Annotated in this window: 18 protein-coding genes; 5 read left to right on the top strand and 13 right to left on the bottom strand. The window is 42.7% G+C overall.

The genetic code is table 11. The features are described 5' to 3' along the window. From nuoL to EAH57_RS11035, 11 genes are all read right to left on the bottom strand, one after another. The gene (gene nuoL / locus EAH57_RS11085) at positions 1–1,896 is read right to left on the bottom strand and encodes an NADH-quinone oxidoreductase subunit L (RefSeq protein ID WP_121930107.1); all 1,896 of its coding nucleotides are present in this window, start codon (positions 1,894–1,896) and stop codon (positions 1–3) included. Then, complete coding sequence (nuoK, locus tag EAH57_RS11080; protein ID WP_004638057.1) at positions 1,893–2,201, bottom strand: NADH-quinone oxidoreductase subunit NuoK; 309 nt, start codon at positions 2,199–2,201, stop codon at positions 1,893–1,895. Before nuoK ends, nuoL begins: the two co-directional genes overlap by 4 nt. Next, the gene (nuoJ, locus tag EAH57_RS11075) at positions 2,201–2,719 is read right to left on the bottom strand and encodes an NADH-quinone oxidoreductase subunit J (protein WP_171065302.1); all 519 of its coding nucleotides are present in this window, start codon (positions 2,717–2,719) and stop codon (positions 2,201–2,203) included. The genes nuoK and nuoJ overlap by 1 nt, the downstream gene beginning before the upstream one ends. After that, the gene (gene nuoI, locus EAH57_RS11070) at positions 2,719–3,261 is read right to left on the bottom strand and encodes an NADH-quinone oxidoreductase subunit NuoI (RefSeq protein WP_121930106.1); all 543 of its coding nucleotides are present in this window, start codon (positions 3,259–3,261) and stop codon (positions 2,719–2,721) included. Before nuoI ends, nuoJ begins: the two co-directional genes overlap by 1 nt. A gap of 18 nt (positions 3,262–3,279) precedes the next feature. Beyond that, a complete protein-coding gene (gene nuoH / locus EAH57_RS11065) occupies positions 3,280–4,296 on the bottom strand; it encodes an NADH-quinone oxidoreductase subunit NuoH (RefSeq protein WP_121930105.1) in 1,017 nt (338 codons plus the stop codon). A 3-nt stretch (positions 4,297–4,299) separates the two neighbouring features. Next, a complete protein-coding gene (gene nuoG, locus EAH57_RS11060; RefSeq protein ID WP_121930104.1) occupies positions 4,300–6,984 on the bottom strand; it encodes an NADH-quinone oxidoreductase subunit NuoG in 2,685 nt (894 codons plus the stop codon). Between the two features lie 11 nt (positions 6,985–6,995). Continuing rightward, a complete protein-coding gene (gene nuoF / locus EAH57_RS11055) occupies positions 6,996–8,321 on the bottom strand; it encodes an NADH-quinone oxidoreductase subunit NuoF (RefSeq protein WP_121930103.1) in 1,326 nt (441 codons plus the stop codon). Beyond that, entirely contained in the window at positions 8,318–8,827 is a 510-nt protein-coding gene (gene nuoE, locus EAH57_RS11050; protein WP_121930102.1) for an NADH-quinone oxidoreductase subunit NuoE, read from the bottom strand. The genes nuoF and nuoE overlap by 4 nt, the downstream gene beginning before the upstream one ends. 12 nt (positions 8,828–8,839) lie before the next feature. Next, positions 8,840–10,627, bottom strand: a complete 1,788-nt coding sequence (nuoC, locus tag EAH57_RS11045; RefSeq protein ID WP_004669858.1) for an NADH-quinone oxidoreductase subunit C/D — start codon at positions 10,625–10,627, stop codon at positions 8,840–8,842. A gap of 86 nt (positions 10,628–10,713) precedes the next feature. Continuing rightward, entirely contained in the window at positions 10,714–11,391 is a 678-nt protein-coding gene (locus EAH57_RS11040; protein ID WP_004669857.1) for a NuoB/complex I 20 kDa subunit family protein, read from the bottom strand. A gap of 6 nt (positions 11,392–11,397) precedes the next feature. Further along, positions 11,398–11,949 carry an NADH-quinone oxidoreductase subunit A gene (locus tag EAH57_RS11035; RefSeq protein WP_121930101.1) on the bottom strand — a complete coding sequence of 184 codons (552 nt, stop codon included), beginning with the start codon at positions 11,947–11,949 and terminating at the stop codon, positions 11,398–11,400. Positions 11,950–12,344: 395 nt separating this feature from the next. On the opposite strand from EAH57_RS11035, the gene EAH57_RS11030 reads away from it, so the two are divergent. Both EAH57_RS11030 and EAH57_RS11025 read left to right on the top strand, forming a co-directional pair. Continuing rightward, positions 12,345–13,763, top strand: a complete 1,419-nt coding sequence (locus tag EAH57_RS11030) for a GGDEF domain-containing protein (RefSeq protein ID WP_121930100.1) — start codon at positions 12,345–12,347, stop codon at positions 13,761–13,763. Between the two features lie 372 nt (positions 13,764–14,135). Next, positions 14,136–14,492 carry a hypothetical protein gene (locus EAH57_RS11025; protein ID WP_004669854.1) on the top strand — a complete coding sequence of 119 codons (357 nt, stop codon included), beginning with the start codon at positions 14,136–14,138 and terminating at the stop codon, positions 14,490–14,492. A 97-nt stretch (positions 14,493–14,589) separates the two neighbouring features. Here EAH57_RS11025 and bfmS read toward each other — a convergent pair whose 3' ends face one another. After that, entirely contained in the window at positions 14,590–16,230 is a 1,641-nt protein-coding gene (bfmS, locus tag EAH57_RS11020) for a sensor histidine kinase BfmS (protein WP_121930099.1), read from the bottom strand. A gap of 85 nt (positions 16,231–16,315) precedes the next feature. Continuing rightward, positions 16,316–17,032, bottom strand: coding sequence for a response regulator transcription factor BfmR (bfmR, locus tag EAH57_RS11015; protein WP_004669852.1), 717 nt, complete (start codon positions 17,030–17,032; stop codon positions 16,316–16,318). 523 nt (positions 17,033–17,555) lie between these two features. Here bfmR and EAH57_RS11010 point away from each other — a divergent pair. Genes EAH57_RS11010 through EAH57_RS11000 form a run of 3 tightly spaced genes read left to right on the top strand, consistent with a single transcriptional unit; the run spans position 17,556 to position 21,039 of the window. Further along, a complete protein-coding gene (locus tag EAH57_RS11010; protein ID WP_121930098.1) occupies positions 17,556–20,390 on the top strand; it encodes a ribonucleoside-diphosphate reductase subunit alpha in 2,835 nt (944 codons plus the stop codon). 55 nt (positions 20,391–20,445) lie between these two features. Beyond that, positions 20,446–20,577 (top strand): preprotein translocase subunit YajC, encoded by a 132-nt coding sequence (locus EAH57_RS16150; protein ID WP_121930097.1) that lies wholly within the window; start codon positions 20,446–20,448, stop codon positions 20,575–20,577. Between the two features lie 9 nt (positions 20,578–20,586). Next, a complete protein-coding gene (locus EAH57_RS11000; RefSeq protein ID WP_121930096.1) occupies positions 20,587–21,039 on the top strand; it encodes a hypothetical protein in 453 nt (150 codons plus the stop codon). Positions 21,040–21,079: the final 40 nt, after the last annotated feature.

The following is a 21,079-nucleotide window of genomic DNA, read 5'->3' as shown; positions in this document are numbered from 1 at the left end:
TTATTTCCCCACAACCTCAATAACGATCAAGACCATCAATAGCACCACGATACCAAGTGACATGCTTGATGCGTATTCACGTAATGAACCTGTTTGACGCGAACTTGTAAAGCTATTACCACCTTGCACGATCGCAGGAAGTACCAGCCACAAACCATCTACTGGATCACGACCTAAAATTTTCGCAATCAATAAATAAGGTTTTACAAATACAATGTTATATAAAGCATCGAAACCAAATGCAGTACGGCAGATGTGTGCTAAACCTGAACCCAGCGATGTTTGAGCAAAAGATTTGACTGCACCATAGGCAAAGACAAACAGCACAATACCAACTACTAAACCAGCCAGCGCAATACCAACCGCTTTTAATTCAACTGCATGCTGTAAATGTGCTAGCGCATCCGTCATCACAAATGCAGGGATACCCGCGGTATTTAACAGCCCTTGTACTGGACCTTGCAACAAAGCACCAACACCAGTTGAAAGTACAGCCAAAATTGCAAGCGGCGCCCAGTAAGTCGCACCTTTGATTTCGTGATATGGGGTCTTTTCTTCACCAAAGAATACAATCCAAATCAAACGGAAAGTATAAATAGAGGTTAAGAATGCACCAGCAACACCCACCCAGAATAATGAGCCATAAGTCTCAATACCTGTAGTGTGACCATGTGCCCAAACTTGCCATAAAATCGCATCTTTAGAGAAGAAACCGACGGTGATAAATGGGATTGCAGCTAGTGCACCACCACCAATCGCAAAACAGGCAAATAAGAATTTGTTATGCTTGAACAAGCCGCCCATCTTGAAAATGTTTTGCTCATGATGGTAGGCCAAAATAACCGCACCAGAAGACAAGAACAATAACGCTTTAAAGAATGCATGCGTCAACATGTGGAACAAACCAGCTTGGTATGCTTCAGCACCCACCGCCATAAACATATAACCGAGCTGACTCATAGTTGAGTAAGCCAAGATACGTTTGATATCGGTTTGAACCAATGCTGCAAAACCAGCCACCAGCAATGTCACCGCACCTGTAATCGAAATGAATTGCATCACTTCTGGTGCCATTTCCATCACAGAGAACATACGGCAGCACAAGTACACACCTGCTGTAACCATGGTCGCTGCGTGGATCAATGCAGAAACTGGTGTAGGGCCCGCCATCGCATCCGCTAACCACGTTTGGAGTGGAATTTGCGCTGACTTCCCTGCTGCACCCAAGAACAACATCAATGCTGTCCAGATCGACAATGAAGAGCTTTGCGTCATCACCGCTGCTGCATTTTCAACAATGTACTGGATATTCAAAGTACCAAACTGTTGATAGAGCAAGAACAATGCGATCAGTAAAAATACATCACCCACACGCGTTACGGTAAATGCCTTGATCGCCGCCCAACCATTGGCTGGGTTTGAATAATAGAAACCAATCAGCAAGTATGAGCACAGACCTACACCTTCCCAACCTAAGAACAATAACGCTAAGTTATCGCCCAGTACCAACAACAACATGCTGGCAACGAATAAGTTGAAATAAGAAAAGAAGCGTGCATAGTCTTCTTCACCGCGCATATACCAAGATGCAAAAATGTGGATCAGGAAACCAACCCCTGTCACCATTCCCATCATCAGCAATGAAAGACCATCAAGTTGTAAACTAATCCCTGGTTCAAAACCACCAACACTGAACCATGTCCACAAATGTTGAATAAAGACTGTCTCACCACTATTGCTAAATGCAAGACCTGCAATTAATGCAAATAAAGCAGATAGACCAACTGAACCCACGCCAATAATTGCGGCTACATTTTCAGAAAGTTTGTTACGTCCTGCCGCTAAAAGGATAAAACCAATGAGCGGGAATAAAACGGTTAAATATAATGTACTCATCCGCGCATCTCACTAGCAGCATCTACATCCAAATGATGGAAGCGATGATAGAACTGAAGAACGATCGCAAGACCGATACACGCCTCTGCTGCTGCAAGGGTCAAGATCAAGATGAACATGACTTGTCCATCTGGTTGCGCCCAAACGCTACCCGCTAAGACGAATGCCAATGCAGCGGCATTCATCATCACTTCAAGGCTCATTAACATAAATAATAGGTTGCGTCGCACCATTACACCGTAAAAACCCAGTGCAAAAAGGATGGTTGCGACAATCAAACCATGTTCTAAAGGGATGTGTCCCATTATTCTTTATCCTCTTCTGCACCTGGTTCACGTTTGCCTAGGTGGAATGCTGCAACTAACGCTGCAAGCAATAACATCGCGGCAACTTCTACCAATAATAGATAATGCGTAAATAATGCTTGTCCTACTGCTTTAGGACCCACCACTTCACGCCCCATCACTGCACCCGAAGTCGTATAGTCGCTACCCAGCATCCAGACTAAAAGCAAGCCCATGAGAAAACTCATCAATGCGGGAAATGCCCAAGCATCAGAGCTCAACCACTTACTTTCTTGTTCAACGGTGTCTTGACCAAGATTTAACATCATGACCACAAACACGAACAAGACCATGATCGCGCCTGCATAAACGATGATCTCAAGCGCAGCAGCGAATGGCGCACCGACGATCAGGAAAATACCTGCAACCGCAAGTAGTGACACGATCAAACTTAAAAGTGCATGTACAGGATTCGTATTAGTCACAACACGAATAGTCGAAACAATGGCCACAAGTGCCATCAAATAAAATGGCCACATCATGGTAATAAGCTCCGTACATCAACTGGCGCACTTTCTTTTTGTGCTTGACCTTTGCCTTTACCATCAATCGCCATACCAGCAACACGGTAGAAGTTATAGTCAGGGTATTTACCCGGCCCAGAAATCAATAAGTTTTCTTTCTCGTAAACCAAATCTTGACGTACATATTCACCCAATTCGAAATCTGGGGTCATTTGAATCGCAGTTGTTGGGCAAGCTTCTTCACACATACCGCAGAAGATGCAGCGAGAGAAGTTAATACGGAAAAATTCTGGATACCAACGTCCATCTTCTTTTTCCGCTTTTTGTAATGAAATACAGCCCACAGGACATGCAACCGCACATAAGTTACATGCTACACAACGCTCTTCACCATCTGGATCACGCGTCAATACAATACGACCACGAAAGCGTGGAGGCACAATTTGTTCTGCTGGTACTTCTGGATATAAAATCGTGTCACGTTTACGCGTTACATGGCTAAACACCATCCACAACGAACGTACAATCGATCCGAATCCAGCTAGAATTTTATACATTTTGTACTCCCTGCTGTCCTAGGCCTGATTCATCAGAATCACAGCACCAGTCACCAACAAGTTGACCAACGCCAATGGCAAACAAACTTTCCAACCAAAATTCATTACTTGGTCATAACGCGGACGCATTAACGAGCCACGAGCCAAGACAAACATCATCACAAAGAATGCTGTTTTGATAATGAACCAGAATACTGGTGGAACAAATGGAATTTCTAAGTTAAATGGTGCAAGCCATCCACCGAAGAATAAAGTCACGATCAAAGCAGAGATCAGCACCACGTTGACATATTCAGCAACGAAGAACATCCCCCACTTCATCCCACCATATTCAACATGGTAACCCTCAGCCAATTCTTGCTCGGCTTCAGGTTGGTCAAATGGATGACGATGCGTCACTGCAACGCCTGCAACCACAAAGATCAAGAAACCTAAGAATTGTGGAATGATGAACCACATATCACGTTGTGCTTCAACGATTTCACGAAGGTTAAATGAGCCTGCAATCGCAACCACACCCATCAACGAGATACCCAAGAACACTTCATAAGAAATGGTTTGAGCCGCAGAACGTAAACCGCCTAATAATGAGTATTTGTTATTCGATGCCCAACCACCAAATAACACGGCATAGACTGCAATACCCGCCATTGCCATAAAGAACAATAGACCGATACTCATATCTGCTACGCCCAACATCGGACTCACAGGAATAACCATGAAGGAAAGAACCGCAGTTGCCATCGCAACTGCTGGTGCTAAACGGAAGGTTAACTTATCTGCAAACTTTGGTGTCCAGTCTTCTTTAAACATGATCTTGAGCATGTCGGCAACGATCTGGAACATACCACCTGGACCAACACGGTTTGGACCATAGCGGTCTTGCCAGAGCGCCAAAAGACGACGTTCAATAAACGACATCAATGCCGCGACCAGCACCACAACCAGCAAAATGACAATCGCTTGAATCACTGAATAAGCGATTGGCCATTGCTCAGCCCAAAGTGGCGTTTGACGTATAAATTCTTGATTCATGAATTACACTCCTACTGCCACAGACACAGGCTCAGCCAATGAAACGGTTGGTGCTAAACCAATTGGATAACCAATATAACCCGTTGGTAAATATTCAATCACTTGTACAGGTAAGCTAATGCTGGTTTCACCCGCCTTAACCGTAATACGTTGACCATCTTGAACATTTAAACGTGTCGCATCTTGTTCAGCCACTGCAAACATCGCTTCAGGAATACGAGATTCCATCGCAGGCGTTTTAATCGTGAACTCACCAGAACCAAAAATATGGTGCATTGGTACGAGACGGAAACTTTCAGGATTCACAACAACTGCTGTCGGTGCAACATAGCTACGTGCTGGACGCTTGGCTAAACGATCAAATAATCGAACACCTGAATCACCACCTTTTAAGTGACCACCCACTTCATCTTGGTATTTGTTCCAAGCTTGTGGTGAGTTCCAACCTGCAGCCCACGCAAATGGAACCAACGATGACGCATTCTGTGTTCCAACATAACCTTCCATCGAGTAGGTCAATGCTGAGTCTAGATCAGTCGGTTGTTTTGGTTCATGCACAGAAATTCCTGCTCGCATCGCAGTACGACCCGAATAACGACGTGGTTCACGTGCGATTTTCAAACCATGAACACGATAGCCTGCATCTGGTGCAACATCTTGAATCGCTTCAAGTACTGGAACATTTTTAACAATGTCATCAATCACATCATCAAGTAACGTCCAGTCAACCACTTTACCTTTCATGCCCGTTTCAATGGCATGTAACCAGCGCCATGATTCTTTAATCGCATAATCAGGTTTGTAGTAGCTTGGGTCATAGACTTGATAGAAACGTTGTGCGCGACCTTCTTGACTGACCACCGTACCATCACCCTCAGCAAAACTTGCTGCTGAAAGGACGATATCCGCCAATTTCAAGGTTTCAGTTTCGCTGTGGTCAAGTACGATCACTGCTTCAGCTTTATCTAACCCAGCTTTGACTTGTGCAACAGGTAAACGACGTGTTAAATCATTCTCAACAATCACAACCGCACCGAAATCTTGTGCAAAGGCTTGTTCTAAACTTAAACCACCAAACAATGCCAAGCCCATTGAGTTCACTTCAGGCACTGTCAAGGATAAACCTGCATTTCCACCCAAGTTTTGAGCAACTTGTGCTGCCGCTTCCATGATTGCAGGATCTTGCAAACTGGTACCAGAGATAATCAATGGCTTGGTCGCTGCTTTCAAGGTATCAGCTATGGTTTGCGCAAATGCTTTTGCATCATCAGCAAGACCTGTAAGTACTTCACCTTTAACCGCAGCCGCAACCGCGAAACCTAAACGCGCGATGTCATTTGGCGATGCAACCACTTCACCCGTTGCCACATCCGCTAAACGCGTTTGTGTTGCAGCAAGGATATAGATTGGAGATTTTGCATCTTGACCAATACGTTGAACAGGCTCAGCCAACCAATCTGGTGTACGTGTCTTGGCCGCCATTTCTTTGGCTTTATTTTTCGCAGCTTGGCGAACAGATAAAGCCATACGTGGCGCAGTTTGCGTTAAGTCTTCACCCAAGATCAATACTGCATCATAGCTTTCAATTTCACGCATGTTCGGGTTATGAATACCCTGTGTTTGCATGATTGACGCAGCCAATTCAACTAGATTTTGCTCTTTTTGCGACATTCCTGTTGAATAGTTGTCTTGTCCAACCAATTCACGAAGAGCGTAGTTTGATTCCAAGCTTGCGCGTGGCGAACCAATTCCTAACACTTTCTTGCCTTGAAGTTGACCAATCACTTGATCAAGTGCCTGATCTACAGTCACGGTTGCAACAGTGTCACCATTGCGGAACTGTGGTTGACGAGGACGATCTTCACGGTTGACATAGCCAGTACCGAAACGCCCTTTATCACATAGGAAGTATTGATTCACTTCACCATTGAAACGGTTTTCGACACGACGGATTTCGCCATAACGCTCACCCGGTGAAATGTTACAACCTGAAGAACAGCCAAAACAGACGCTTGGTGCGTACTGCATGTCCCATTTACGGTTATAACGTGCAGAATGGGTCTTATCGGTAAATACACCCGTTGGGCAGACTTCAGTCAAGTTACCAGAGAATTCAGACTCTAAGGTTCCTGATTCTGGACGTCCGAAATACACACGTGATGCATTGGCATACACACCAAAGTCTGTACCGCCAGCATAATCCTTGTAATAACGTACACAACGGTAGCAAGCGATACAACGATTCATCTCATGCGCAATAAACGAACCCAATTCTTGATTATGATGGGTGCGCTTGGTAAAGCGGTAGCGACGACGATCGTGCTGTGTCATCACCGTCATATCTTGTAAATGACAGTGCCCACCTTCTTCACAGACTGGACAGTCGTGTGGGTGGTTGGTCATTAAAAATTCAACGATCGATGCACGAAACTCGGTTGCTTCTTTGTCTTCAATTGAAATATAGGTATTGTCGGTCGCAGGTGTCATACATGACATCACTAAACGTCCACGTGTGTCCTCAGGATTTGCATACTGAGTCACCGCACATTGACGACAAGAACCAACTGAACCTAAGGATGGGTGCCAACAAAAATACGGAATATCAAGTCCGAGAGATAAACATGCTTGTAGCAAGTTCTCAGAACCATTGACTTCGTACGATTTTCCATCGACATGAATTGTAGCCATAGTCGAATTCCTTAAGCTTGTTCTACGTCAAGAGCTGGAGCATGGGTTTTAACCTTTGCTTCAAACTCATGGCGGAAATATTTTAATGCGCCCATCAGCGGCTCCATCGCACCCGGTGCATGGGCACAGAAAGTCTTACCGATCCACAACTTTTTAGTGAGTTCAGACAGATGTTGAATGTCTTCCATCTTCCCTTTACCATCTTCAAGTGCTTTCAGTGCTTTAACAGCCCAAGGTAGACCATCACGACATGGTGTACAAAAACCACAAGATTCACGCGCAAAGAATTCTTCTAAATTACGGGTCGCTGAAACCATACATTGGGTTTCATCAACCACCATTAGCAAGCACGTTCCTAAACGAGAACCCGCCTTCATAATGCTTTCAGCATCCATTGGTAGGTCAATGTGCTCAGCAGCCAAGAAGTCTGTTGATGCACCACCCGGTAACCATGCTTTCAGGGTTAAACCATCACGCATACCACCTGCATGCTCCTCAATCACTTCACGCGCAGTCGTACCGAATGGAAGCTCCCAAAGTCCAGGGAATTTCACTTTACCTGATGCACCATAAATCTTGGTGCCAGGGTCTTTGGATTTATGCGCAGAAAGATTGATATACCATTCAGGACCACGCAGCATAATCGCTGGCAAGTTATTGTAGGTCTCAACGTTATTGACAATCGTCGGACGACCCCATGCGCCCGCCACCTGTGGAAATGGTGGTTTAGTACGCGGGTTGGCACGACGACCTTCAAGCGAGTTAATCAATGCAGTTTCTTCACCACAGATATAACGACCTGCGCCTGTATGCACGTGCATCTCAAAGTTCCAGCCAGTCCCTAGGATATTTTCCCCCAAGTAACCTTTGGCACGGATTTGCTCTAATGCTTCATTTAAGTATTGAGCTGCTTCAACATACTCACCGCGAATGAAGATATAGCCATGTGTCGCTTCTAGGGTATAACCTGCGATCAGCATCCCTTCAATCAATTGATGCGGAAGCTTTTCCATCAGCAAACGGTCTTTAAAAGTACCCGGTTCCATTTCATCGGCATTACAGATCAAATAACGTGGACCACCATCATTCGGTGCCATTAATGACCATTTAATTCCTGCTGGGAAACCTGCACCACCACGACCTTTTACGGTTGCAGCTTTGACCACTTCCAATACATCTTTTGGTGACATACTGAGTGCTTTTTTAAAGCCTGCATAACCTTCAAGCGCTTCATAATCATCAGCAGCACGAACATGCTCTTGCTTGCTCAAACGCCAAGTCAATGGATGTGTTTCTGGGTTACCGTCGCCATAGATTGGTTTTGGTTCAGTATTCATACATACTTCTCCAATAACTGTTTGACTGATGACACATCCACTAAACCGTGGGTATCTTCATCAATCATTAAAGTTGGACCTTTGTCACAGTTGCCTAAACAACAAATTGGCAGCAAGGTAAAACGACCATCTGCTGTGGTTTGTCCATATTGGATTCCCAACTCACGCTGGAAAGCCTCTGCCAAAGTTTCTGCACCCATTAAGAAGCAAGCAATAGAGTCACACAATAAAATCACATGACGGCCTACAGGCTGGCGATAAATGCGGTTATAGAACGTTGCTACACCTTCCAAATCAGCCACACTCATACTCAACAATTGCGCAATCGCATTCATTTGAGCATCATCTACCCAACCATTACGGCGTTGTACACACTTGAGCGCATCAAGTGATGCAGCACGTGGGTACGGATAGTGATCAATGTGATGTTCAATGTCATGGATTTCTTCAGCAGTCAAAATCCCTTCAATATTCACACGAGGTTTTTTATCAGTCAAAATCATCATTATCGTTTACCCCTAGCGATCCACGTCAGCCATAACCACGTCAATGGTCGCCAAATAGATGATCAAATCAGAGACCAAGCTACCATTAATCACTGAAGGCATTTGCTGTAAGTGAGTGAATGTTGGCGTACGGATACGAGTACGGTAGCTCATCGTCGACTTATCAGACGTGAGATAATAGGTACTTGCACCTTTCACTACTTCAGTCATAAACGATGCTTCACCTGCTGGCATTACAGGACCCCATGACACGCTCAAGAAGTGCGTAATCAAAGTTTCAATATCTTGTAATGTCTTGTCTTTTGGTGGTGGAACAGCCAGTGGATGATCCGCTTTATATGGGCCAGAAGGCATATTATCCAAGCACTGTTGAATAATTTTCAGTGACTCGGTAATTTCACGGAAGTGAACCAGAACACGCGCGTACGCATCGCCTTCATATTCGAGCGGCACATCAAAATCGAAGTTTTCATAACCACTGTATGGACGATATTTACGTACATCAAAATCAATACCTGTCGCACGTAAACCTGTACCTGTCACACCCCAAGCCAACGCAGATTTTGCATCGTATTGCGCAACGTTGCGGGTACGACCAATAAATACTGAGTTTTTAAGTGCTGCGGTGTAGTACTCGTTCAAACGTTTTGGCATCCACTCCAATAACTCTTTAACCAGTTTTTGCCAGTTATTTGGAAGATCATGCGCCGTACCACCGATACGGAACCATGCAGGGTGCATACGGTATCCCGTAATCGCCTCAACGATGTCATAGACTTTTTGACGATCTGCGAACATATAGAATACTGGCGTCATACCACCCGCATCCTGAATCGCCGTACCACAGAATAATAAGTGGTTATTGATACGGAACAATTCGTTCAACATGACCCGAATCACTTGGGCACGTTCAGGAACTTTGATTCCTGCCATTTGCTCTACAGCCATCACATACGGCATGTTCTGAGCACAACCACCCAAGTAGTCCACGCGGTCAGTATAAGGAATGAAAGAATGCCATGTTTGACGTTCAGCCATCTTTTCCACACCACGGTGGTGATAACCAATATCAGGCACACAGTCTTTCACTTCTTCACCGTCCAACTGTAGAACCACACGGAATGCACCGTGCGCAGATGGATGGTTAGGACCTAAGTTCAGGAACATGAAGTCTTCATCAGCGTTGCCGCGTGTTAGACCCCAGTCTTCTGGTACAAAACGTAGATGTTCTTGTTCGAAGTCTTGCTTAGCTTGGTCTTGCATATACGGCGTATATTCTGTCGCACGGGCAGAATATTCTTTACGCAATGGATGACCTTCCCAATACGTTGGTAACAAGATACGACGCAGCATTGGATGCCCTTCGAAATTGATCCCGAACATATCGTAAGCTTCACGCTCATACCAGTTCGCATTTGGCCAAATGTTAGTCGCCGTTGGAAGGTTTAAATCATTTTCATTCAAAGCCACTTTGACACGAATATCACTATTACGCTCAAGTGAAAGTAAATGATAAAACACAGTGAAGTCAGATGCAGGTAAACCATCACGATGAACACGTAAACGCTCATCCATCGCAGATAAGTCAAATAGCATGACATAAGGACGTTCTACTTTACGTAAGAACATAAGGACTTCTTGCACGCGTGCGCGCTCAACCCAGACTGTTGGAAACTCTTCAAAAGTCGCCTGCACGTAGAAGTTCTCACCAAATTTATTTTTGAGCTCTTCTACGATTGCAAATGCTGGGCGTGAATCAACTGGTGTTGACTCTGGCATAGCAATGTCAGTTTCAGCCATTGGTTTGGCTTCCTATTCAATACAAATTCTGGCAATTTTTTAGATGACCATATCCATCAGATATGTCAAAAACTCATCTTCAAAAATTATTTAATTTCATCCATAGAGCGCAAGTTTTTCACCGCAATACGTTCAGCATTTTTACGGTCGCGTTCTGGCATCATCTTTGGCTTATACACAGGCTGAAGATCATCACCAATTACGGCTGAAAGTGGGCGGCGCTCAAGTTGAATTTGGTCTTGTAATAACATTAAAGCTTGGATCAATGCTTCTGGGCGCGGTGGACAACCTGGGACGTACACATCAACAGGAATAATTTTGTCTACGCCTTGAACCACAGAATAGATGTCGTACATGCCACCAGAGTTAGCACAAGCACCCATTGAAATGACCCATTTAGGCTCAAGCATTTGTTCATACAAGCGTTGAATTACAGGTGCCATTTTGACAAAGCATGTTCCTGCAACAATCATCAAATCAGCCTGACGTGGTGAAGCACGAATTACTTCTGCACCGAAACGAGATAAATCATGCACACCCGTTAATGTGGTTGCATATTCGACGTAGCAGCAAGAAGTACCAAAGTTAAATGGCCACAAAGAGTTTTTACGACCCCAGTTGACTGCTGTATGTACAGCATCTTCTAGACGAGTCATCATCACACTTTTATTGACTTCTTCCTCAAGTGGATCAGTTACGATTTGACGATCTTGTAATGGATATTGATCGGCATCCGGATTCGCACGGGTTAAAGTATATTTCATCCCGACTTACTCCTGTTCAGATGATGAGGTAGTCGGTGTTTTAGACTTAACACGACCAGAAGACTGCGCTGGAATTTGACCAGTAGGATCGACGATTAACTCTTCAATGTTATTGAATCGAGTAATGTCAGCGATATTCATATTTGGTGAACCAATTTTAGTTTTAACACCAGCCGCTTTACGACGATCTGAAGGTGCCCAGTTAAGTCCACCTGTTGAAAGTTCGTAAATCAAACCAATAAGTAACACTAAAATAAACACTGTGGCAGCTGCAAAACCCACCCAACCGACTTCACGGACAGAGGTTGCCCATGCATAGAGATAGAGGGCTTCTAAATCAAAAACGACAAAGAAAATCGCAACTAGATAGAATTTGGCTGACAAGCGAATACGAGCACCGCCCGCACTTACTACACCTGACTCAAACTGTTCTTGCTTGGCACGTCCCCAAGCTTTACCCCCAAGGAGTAAAGGAACGGTCAGCATAAAAACGCAAAGAAATGTAACGCCGATCACGAAGGCAATAATCGCCCAATCGTATGGAGTAATGGCACTCATGCGGGGATAACTCCTGGCAGGCCTATTTTTAACAAAGAATGTATGTATTGGCCTTCAAATACACCAAACACAAAATTAATTCCGCCAATTGTACCTGATTTCTAATTTCGCATGCTAGTTGAAGCGCTTTAGTCTTTCGGATGATTTTGTCCTTAAAATTACAAATATATCCAAGATCATGGTTAATTCACCCTTAAAAATCGAATTAACAAATCAAACATAGCATGTTAATCATTTTTTTCTTTACTTATGTACCAAAAACTATCGCAATCTACGGTCTATGCTCACAATTAACGCTCTATGCACTAAATCATTGCATTAATACAAATTTATGATGAAAATTTAAACAAAATTTATATAATAGCGCGACCAAATATCTAAGGAAACGCGTCAGAATGGCTCAATCAAGAGTAGCATTAAAGCCCCTGTCGCTTTTCCAATTATTTTTAATATTTACGGGTGTGATTTTTTTGTGTTGCTTACTCGGTATTGCAACGCGACAACTCAATTTTCTTGCTTCGTTCTGGCCTGCCAATTCAGTGCTTTTAGGTTTACTGATTCGCTTTCCACAGACACGCCATCCAATCAGTTTTATCGGCGCAATCCTTGGCTACCTCCTCGCAGACGGTTGGCAAGACACACCTCTTCTATTAAATATTTGCTTAACCTTTGCCAATTTACTTTATGTGCTCACCACACTCGCACTTTATATAAAATTTAACGCCTTTATTCGCTCAATGCATCAAGGCTATTTCTATTTATTTTTATTTAGTTTTTGCTGTATCGGCGGATTGTCGAGTGCTTTATTTGCAGCGATTACACTGCCCTTTTTTGAGACTAAGTTTGCTTTAGGCTCGTTCTGGCTTGATTATGGACATTGGTTTACAGCAGAAATTCAGAATGCACTCTTACTTTTACCCGCCATCATTAGCACACCGCATTTAGCCAAATTTAAACAACAACTCAATGCATTTAAATCTCAAATTATTCTAGAAAGCTTACCTGTGGTTGCAGTCATTATTTCAATTGTGATTGCCTACTATGATGCGGGTCCTGGCTCATTACTCTATCCTATTGCGCCATTGATTTGGTGTGCGCTGAGATACCCCCATTTTTCAGTGGCAATTATCACCTCTATAAGCTGCGCATTTATTATTCACCACGTCTCCCAACATTATTTAGTGCTCTATCCAGATCAATATCTAAATAATACGATCTCTATTCGTCTTGGGCTGATTATGATGACCATCGCGCCGCTAACGGTTTCCAGTATCAATGTGGTGCGATCTAAGTTGATTCGAGAGCTACAACACACGATTGCTCATGATGAGTTAACATCTAGCTTAACCAGACGTCAATTTCTACAATCCCTACAACTTTTACAACAACAAGCCAAAAATGCAGGTCAAACAACAGCCTTCTTGATGCTCGACATTGATCACTTCAAACAAGTCAATGACAACTACGGTCATCTCATCGGAGATCGCGCCCTGCAGAGCTGTGTAAAAACCATTCAATCGCTTTTAAAGCCTCATGACTTGATCGGACGTTTAGGTGGTGAGGAATTCGCTATTTTCTTAACCAACACCAACGCCGACACAGCCTACCAAGATGCTGAAAGAATCCGTCTACACGTGAGTCAAACTCCAATTGAATTGGAACATCACAAAACTTTTTCGATCCAAATCAGTATCGGGATTTTTGTTTGCACGGCTGAAAATCGACATTCAATTGAATACTTATTTAAACAAGCGGACGATGCACTTTATCAAGCGAAACGACAAGGACGAAATCAGGTGGTGATTTCGACATAATATGTTGCAATTCAGCTAAATACTTTAATTATCTTTTTACACAGCTTCGGCAATAGATCGGTATTCTAAAGAAAAGGGGCTGTTGATATTTCATCCATGTGTTGCGTTATAGGCTAAAACAACTCAAACAAAGCATGAAACGCAGACAATGGCGATACCCTTATCAAGTTTCATAACGAAGTTTGGGGCGGTTTTAGCCATAACCCTTTGGGACAGGAATATTTTTTACTGCAACAGCATTATCTTGCGAAACAGTGTTTCTCATCATTTAGAATCACTAAATTTCGCAAATTATGCCTTGTATCAGTAAAAAATATCCTCTGTCGCAAGCATCTGTGAAATATCCACAGCCCCTATAATAAGGAGAAAAATATGGATCTAAAATTCGCACACCACTCAGATTATTTCTTTTTTTCACAATTACTCATGCGTCATATTGAGAATTACGTCCGAAAACACCCAGATGCAGATAACGCAATTTTCGATTTAAGGGATATTTACGAATTATTTAGAGAAGATTTTGCATCAACCACAACAAATCTTGAAGGAATTCTTAATATTGCAGATGCTTATCGAGTAGAAACCATAAATGGAGATGAACGACTCATCCAAAGTTATAAAATAGACGTTAAAAACAATTCTTTATTGGTTGATTTTAATGCAGATGCGTTACAAAGCTTAAGATCAGGTCGCCCCTTAATCGAACCTGATTCCTCTCTACAGGAATAGACCAACGCTGTATCTTTGAAAGATACACGATAAAGCCAAAGCAAACAGTGCTTTGGCTTTTAGTTATGGCATTTTATTTTAGGTATTTAAGTGCTGATTATTTCTTTAAGGTTTGTTTATAACGTTTTGCAGGCCACGTCATCATAAAGCGCGCACCGCCTAAGTTTGGACTCTGATCCACATGAACCTCGCCACCAAACCAATACGCAATACGACTCACAATAGATAAGCCCAAGCCATAACCACCTGAAGCACGGGTACGACTATCATCTAAACGTGCAAAGGCTTCAAAGATCCGCGCTCGCTCTTGCTCAGGGATACCCGGTCCATCATCTTCCACACACACATAAGCATTGCCGTCAGCGCGAACACCGCCACTAATACGCACCTTATGATCACAATAGCGAACTGCATTGCCCACTAAGTTTTGCACCACACGATGTAAATATCGACGTTCAGCATCCACCCTCAATACCAATGAAGGGGCAATCAACTCAATCTCTTTTTGTGTTTTTAGCGCCTCAGTTTCCATCGCAACTTGATCAAGCACTTCAACCAATATGATTTCTTCAAAATCGAGAGATGGGGTTCCCTGCTCAAGTTTGGCATAAGTCATGATTTCATCGATCAAGGTATTCAGTGCTTCAATATCCTTATCAATCATATCGACTTGTTGAATCCGATAATTATAATCATCTTCTTCAGCCAACATTTCCATCCCAAAGCGAATGCGCGCCACAGGTGTTCTAAGCTCATGCGAGACTGCCCGCATTAATTCCCGTTGCGCTTCGATCAGACGCTGAATATGGTCTGACATATTATTATAACTAGATGCCAAGTTTGCCATTTCATCCGTACCTTCAATCGGTACACGCAAGGACAAATCACCCGACTTCATCTTATTCAACGCATGGCGTACCTGACGGATTTTGCGCTCTAAAGGCAAAATCAATCCATACACACCTAAACTCAATAAGAATAAGCTAAATAGGGTAATACCTGCTGAAAGCTGAAAAGGCATCCAATTAAACATTGGCACTGGACCCAGTAGCAAAACGCGTGCTGGGTGATTCGGCATCGGTGAAACAATCGAAATGGTTGTTCCTCGTATACTGGCACTATCTTTATATAGCAACACACTTTGATCTTGACGCAAACGACCAATCTGTTCTGAATCCAGATTAATATCGCGAATATCTAAAATTTCAATAGGATAATAGAAGTGCTCTTTAATTTTCTCTAAATACTCCCGTTCCTGTCCTGGATAAAAAATCAAATAATCCAAAACAAAAATAGGCAGTGCCTTCATTTGACGTTCGCCAAGTTTATCGACTTTTATATAGAGGAAATGCTGAGGATCATCTTTTAAACCAATAATGATATAACCAACACCATTATTAGCATCATAACGAACCACGGACTTTTGCTCAGCGATACGTTTCTTTTCAGTTCGAGAAAGCTCGACCCGCGCCGCATCTACATAATAGATGGGTAATTCCAGCAAATCGGATGCATCCGAAATCCAATCTAGTTTTTGTTGTTTTTCTGGTTGACGAGATACCCCCTCACTAATAACGAAGGAAATACCATCCGTGAGAGACTCACGATATTCTTGCGCACGTTGATAGTTAATGATTTGTACCAGCAAATAACAAAATGCGGCTACCACAACCACCAATACGACCAATCCAGCATAAATTCGCAAGAATATGCTGTTCTTCAGTACTCGACTCACCATAAGGGAAATGATTCCAAGTTATTCAACAACTTCTCCTTGTAAAAAAAGAGAAACCCTCCTTTACGAGAAAAGGAGGGGCTGAATTTTACATCCCATTGGTTTCTTTAACGAATAAATAACCTTTACTGCGTACTGTTTTAATTCGTTTCGGGTTTTCTGGGTCATCGCCAATTTTTGGACGAATACGAGAAATACGCACATCGATTGAACGGTCTTGACCATCGTACTCAATACCACGTAGACGCTCAAAGATATCTTCACGAGATAAGATACGCCCTGCGTTTGATGCCAATAACCACAATAGGTCATATTCAGCACTGGTGAAATCAACCAGTTCACCATTTAAGGTCACTGAACGACCACCGTTATCAATCACAAGATCATCAAACTCGATACGTTGCGCAACTTCATCTTCAACTGTTTTGTCGGTACGACGTAACAAAGCACGGATACGAGCCAACAACACACGTGGTTGAACAGGCTTAGCAACGTAATCGTCTGCACCCATTTCCAAACCAAGTACTTGGTCCATATCTTCAGTACGCGCTGTCAACATCAAAATCGGTTGATGATAATGCGGACGCACTTCGCGACAAACGGTTAAACCATCTGCACCAGGTAACATCACATCAAGTACAACTAAATCTGGTTGCTCGCTGATAATTCGACGAATCGCACGGTTACCGTCAGTTTCGACCCCAACTTCTAAACCGTTACGGATCAAATACTCTTGTGTTAAGCGTGCTAAACGCTCATCATCTTCTACGATTAAAATTTTCGGTAACTTTTCTTCTTGGCTCATTTGTTCGCCCCTAAAAATTGGCATATACATTGGTTCATGTTTTGCAATATACACACGTTTACATTGTAAACAAGTAGCCGTTCACCAAACTGATACACGCCTACCTCATTTTGTTATAATTTTATTAAAATTATGAATTTTAATAGCTTTTTTAGTTTTTGCTGCATTCATCCAACAAAATGAAAAATAAGTATAAAATTTGTTCCAATGTTAAACAATTTGTTTCTTAGTTGGTCAAAAAGAATTTAAGTGTTTGTTTTTTGAGTTATCCACAGAGTTATCTATACGGCTTTTTGAAGGGCTTTGCTATGCTATGTGTCTGTGAAATCAGCAGTTAAAACATGAAAAAAACTTTAGTAAAATGTCAATATTGATCTACTGCTAAAAATACCGTATCTTGTGTTTAAAATAAACTTTAACCACTAAGTCTTGTGTTTATCCCTCAAACATCGTGGCATATTTTTTGCTCGATTCAAACGGTCTATGAACATAAAAATATAGATGATAATGGAGCTATGCTGACATGAGCATCATCACTTCTACACCCGGCCAACTTCAGGTAATTAAGCGCACTGGTGAAATTGCGACTTTTAACGCTGAAAAAATCTCTGTTGCGATTGGGAAAGCTTTTTTAGCTGTTGAAGGTCAACAAGGTGCTGACTCTAGTCGCATCCATGACCGTATCACGCAACTGACTGAGATGGTTCTGAATACATTTAATCGCCGTTTACCGTCAGGTGGTACGATTCATATCGAAGAAATCCAAGATCAAGTTGAATTGGCATTGATGCGTACAGGCGAGCAAAAAGTTGCACGCGCTTATGTGATCTATCGTGATCAACGTGCAACTGCGCGCCAGCAAACTGGGGCAAACCACCACCCGACACTTCAAATCATTGATGCTAAAGGTCAACTGCAACCGTTGGACTTAGATGCATTGACGACCACGATCGAAACTGCAAGTGCAGATTTGGAAGGCATTGATGTACAAGCCATTGTCGATGAAACGGTTAAGAACTTATATAACGGCGTCAAAGAGAGTGATATTGCCACCACCATGATGATGGCAACACGTACCCGCATCGAACATGAACCAAACTACACCTATGTGACGGCACGTTTGTTATGTAATGAGTTGGTCAGCACAGGCTTAATCTTCTTAGGTTTACCAACCGATACTTCGGAAGGTGATGCTTTAGAAACCTTCTTAAAGAAAGGGATTGAGCTCGATCTACTCTCACCTGATCTACTTAATTTTGACCTTGCAAAATTGGCAGCCGCGATTCAACCAGAACGCTCAAACCAATTTACTTATTTAGGTCTACAAACTTTATTTGACCGTTACTTTATCCATTCAAATGGCGTGCGTTTTGAATTACCACAATTATTCTTTATGCGTGTGTCGATGGGTCTGGCGGTCAGTGAAGAAAATAAAGAAGACCGTGCAATCGAGTTCTATAACTTACTGTCTAGCTTCGACTACATGGCATCTACGCCTACCCTATTTAACTCAGGGACATTACGCCCACAACTTTCAAGCTGTTACTTGACCACTATTGGTGATGACTTGTACGACATTTATGGTGCAATGCGTGACAACGCAATGCTATCAAAATGGGCTGGCGGTTTAGGTAATGACTGGACACCTGTTCGTGCGTTGAACTCATATATCAAAGGTACGAATGGTAAATCTCAGGGTGTTGTTCCATTCCTGAAAGTTGCTAACGATACCGCAGTCGCTGTCAACCAAGGTGGTAAACGTAAAGGTGCAGTATGTGCGTACCTAGAAACTTGGCACTTGGATATCGAAGAATTCCTAGAGCTACGTAAGAACACCGGTGATGATCGTCGTCGTACTCACGACATGAACACTGCAAACTGGGTGCCAGACTTATTTATGCAGCGTGTATTTGAAGATGGTGACTGGACATTATTCACCCCTTCTGAAACACCAGATTTGCATGACTTAACGGGCGCTGCCTTTGCTGAGCGTTATGCTTACTACGAAGGTATTGCTAAAGAAAGCAATATGCTTCATAAGAAAATCCGTGCGAAAGACTTATGGCGCAAAATGCTGTCTATGTTATTTGAAACTGGTCATCCTTGGATCACATTCAAAGACGTATGTAACTTACGCTCACCACAACAACACGTTGGCGTAGTGCACTCATCAAACTTGTGTACAGAAATCACCTTAAATACTAGCCAAGATGAAATCGCGGTATGTAACTTAGGTTCGATTAACCTCGTAGAACACGTTAAAGGTGGTGTGCTCGATCGCGAGAAACTTGCTCGTACCATTAAAACTGCAGTTCGTATGCTCGATAACGTGATCGACATTAACTACTATGCAGTTCCACAAGCGAAGAACTCGAACTTGAAGCACCGCCCAGTCGGTATGGGTATCATGGGCTTCCAAGATGCACTTTATGAAATGGGCATCGCTTATGGTTCTGATGCAGCAGTTGATTTTGCTGATGAATCAATGGAAGTGATTAGCTACTATGCAATCCAAACTTCGAGTGATTTGGCTGTTGAACGTGGTGTGTATACAACATTTAAAGGTTCATTGTGGGATCAAGGTATCCTTCCAATCGACTCTTTAGACCTTGTTGCAAAAACTCGTCCAGAGCGTATGTTTGAAGTTGACCGTACTCAACGTTTGGACTGGGATACATTACGTGCCAAAGTTCAAAAAGATGGTATGCGTAACTCGAATGTGATGGCGATTGCACCAACGGCAACCATTTCAAATATTTGTGGCGTGTCTCAATCCATTGAGCCAACATTCCAAAACTTATATGTGAAATCAAACCTTTCTGGTGAATTCACTGTGATCAACCCATACCTCGTTCGTGCATTAAAAGAACGTGGTCTGTGGGATACCGTGATGGTCAATGACCTGAAACACTTTGAAGGTTCTGTACAGAAAATTGCGCGTATTCCTGAAGAATTGAAAGCAATCTTTGCGACTGCATTTGAAGTGGATACACGTTGGATCGTTGATGCTGCTTCTCGTCGTCAAAAATGGATCGATCAAGCACAATCATTGAACCTTTATATCGCTGGTGCAAATGGTAAGAAACTTGACATCACTTATAAGATGGCATGGTTACGTGGTCTGAAGACAACTTATTATCTCCGAGCTTTGGGCGCAACCTCTGCTGAGAAATCAACGATTAATACGGGTGCACTCAATGCAGTGAAACCAGCATCGGCTGAAGCTCCTGTTGTTGCAGCGCAAGTTGTAGAAGAGAAGAAGCCAGAAGCTAAAGTTGAAGAAGATGGTTTCACCACTGCGGCTCCAGTGCCAATGGCGTGTTCAATCGACAACCCAGACTGTGAAGCTTGTCAGTAAAATTCTCCTAAATCCCCCTTTTCAAAAGGGGGGACTTAACTAGAAGGCAGAGATTATGTTCAATTTGAGCCATAACTATATGTTAGGACTTGCTGTTCTAATCTTTGCTTTTATTTTCTTTTATGTGCCCATGGTTTATGCATTTTTAGCCATTCGCAAACAACAAAAGCAGCGAAATGATCAATAGGATGTTGAGATGACGCTTCAACAAGATTTAGCATTACATGCTAATGCGAGATTAGTACAGGTTTATATTGATCGAATGGTCTTAATATATCCTGAGAAATCTCAGCAAATTACCATGTCTGCTCAATTTTCTCATCCTCGTTCGTCATTAGGCGATTATTTTGTTGCAGAGAGTTTAGTAAGTAATTTAGTACACCAAACAATTTCTAATGCGTTGACCGTTCCTTATCTTTTCATTCAGATCATGGAGCGAACTGAGGCTGGCTTAACACTAGTAGAGATTCGTGCTTGGCAAGAATTAGGATTAAGTAGTGGCGCTAGAGTTGTCGCTATTTATGATGAAATGGGAAACTCCTTAACATCTGACAATTTAGCTTTAGCACAAAAAGCTCAAACCAAATTATATATATGGATTGTGGTCTTCATTGTTATAAGTCTTACTTTGTATCTTTATCAAAGTTGAAGGCCTCTAACAACTGTAATACGCATCAATTAAGATTAAA

Source organism: Acinetobacter sp. 2JN-4 (genome assembly GCF_003687745.1).
Lineage (GTDB): Bacteria > Pseudomonadota > Gammaproteobacteria > Pseudomonadales > Moraxellaceae > Acinetobacter > Acinetobacter halotolerans.
This window is presented reverse-complemented; position numbering and strand designations above follow the sequence as displayed.

What these genes read in the sequence shown, in the direction of transcription:
- nuoL (WP_121930107.1), bottom strand. Translation starts at nt 1,896, where the DNA reads ATGAGTACATTATATTTAACCGTTTTATTCCCGCTCATTGGTTTTATC.
- nuoK (WP_004638057.1), bottom strand. Translation starts at nt 2,201, where the DNA reads ATGGGACACATCCCTTTAGAACATGGTTTGATTGTCGCAACCATCCTT.
- nuoJ (WP_171065302.1), bottom strand. Translation starts at nt 2,719, where the DNA reads ATGTGGCCATTTTATTTGATGGCACTTGTGGCCATTGTTTCGACTATT.
- nuoI (WP_121930106.1), bottom strand. Translation starts at nt 3,261, where the DNA reads ATGTATAAAATTCTAGCTGGATTCGGATCGATTGTACGTTCGTTGTGG.
- nuoH (WP_121930105.1), bottom strand. Translation starts at nt 4,296, where the DNA reads ATGAATCAAGAATTTATACGTCAAACGCCACTTTGGGCTGAGCAATGG.
- nuoG (WP_121930104.1), bottom strand. Translation starts at nt 6,984, where the DNA reads ATGGCTACAATTCATGTCGATGGAAAATCGTACGAAGTCAATGGTTCT.
- nuoF (WP_121930103.1), bottom strand. Translation starts at nt 8,321, where the DNA reads ATGAATACTGAACCAAAACCAATCTATGGCGACGGTAACCCAGAAACA.
- nuoE (WP_121930102.1), bottom strand. Translation starts at nt 8,827, where the DNA reads ATGATGATTTTGACTGATAAAAAACCTCGTGTGAATATTGAAGGGATT.
- nuoC (WP_004669858.1), bottom strand. Translation starts at nt 10,627, where the DNA reads ATGGCTGAAACTGACATTGCTATGCCAGAGTCAACACCAGTTGATTCA.
- EAH57_RS11040 (WP_004669857.1), bottom strand. Translation starts at nt 11,391, where the DNA reads ATGAAATATACTTTAACCCGTGCGAATCCGGATGCCGATCAATATCCA.
- EAH57_RS11035 (WP_121930101.1), bottom strand. Translation starts at nt 11,949, where the DNA reads ATGAGTGCCATTACTCCATACGATTGGGCGATTATTGCCTTCGTGATC.
- EAH57_RS11030 (WP_121930100.1), top strand. Translation starts at nt 12,345, where the DNA reads ATGGCTCAATCAAGAGTAGCATTAAAGCCCCTGTCGCTTTTCCAATTA.
- EAH57_RS11025 (WP_004669854.1), top strand. Translation starts at nt 14,136, where the DNA reads ATGGATCTAAAATTCGCACACCACTCAGATTATTTCTTTTTTTCACAA.
- bfmS (WP_121930099.1), bottom strand. Translation starts at nt 16,230, where the DNA reads ATGGTGAGTCGAGTACTGAAGAACAGCATATTCTTGCGAATTTATGCT.
- bfmR (WP_004669852.1), bottom strand. Translation starts at nt 17,032, where the DNA reads ATGAGCCAAGAAGAAAAGTTACCGAAAATTTTAATCGTAGAAGATGAT.
- EAH57_RS11010 (WP_121930098.1), top strand. Translation starts at nt 17,556, where the DNA reads ATGAGCATCATCACTTCTACACCCGGCCAACTTCAGGTAATTAAGCGC.
- EAH57_RS16150 (WP_121930097.1), top strand. Translation starts at nt 20,446, where the DNA reads ATGTTCAATTTGAGCCATAACTATATGTTAGGACTTGCTGTTCTAATC.
- EAH57_RS11000 (WP_121930096.1), top strand. Translation starts at nt 20,587, where the DNA reads ATGACGCTTCAACAAGATTTAGCATTACATGCTAATGCGAGATTAGTA.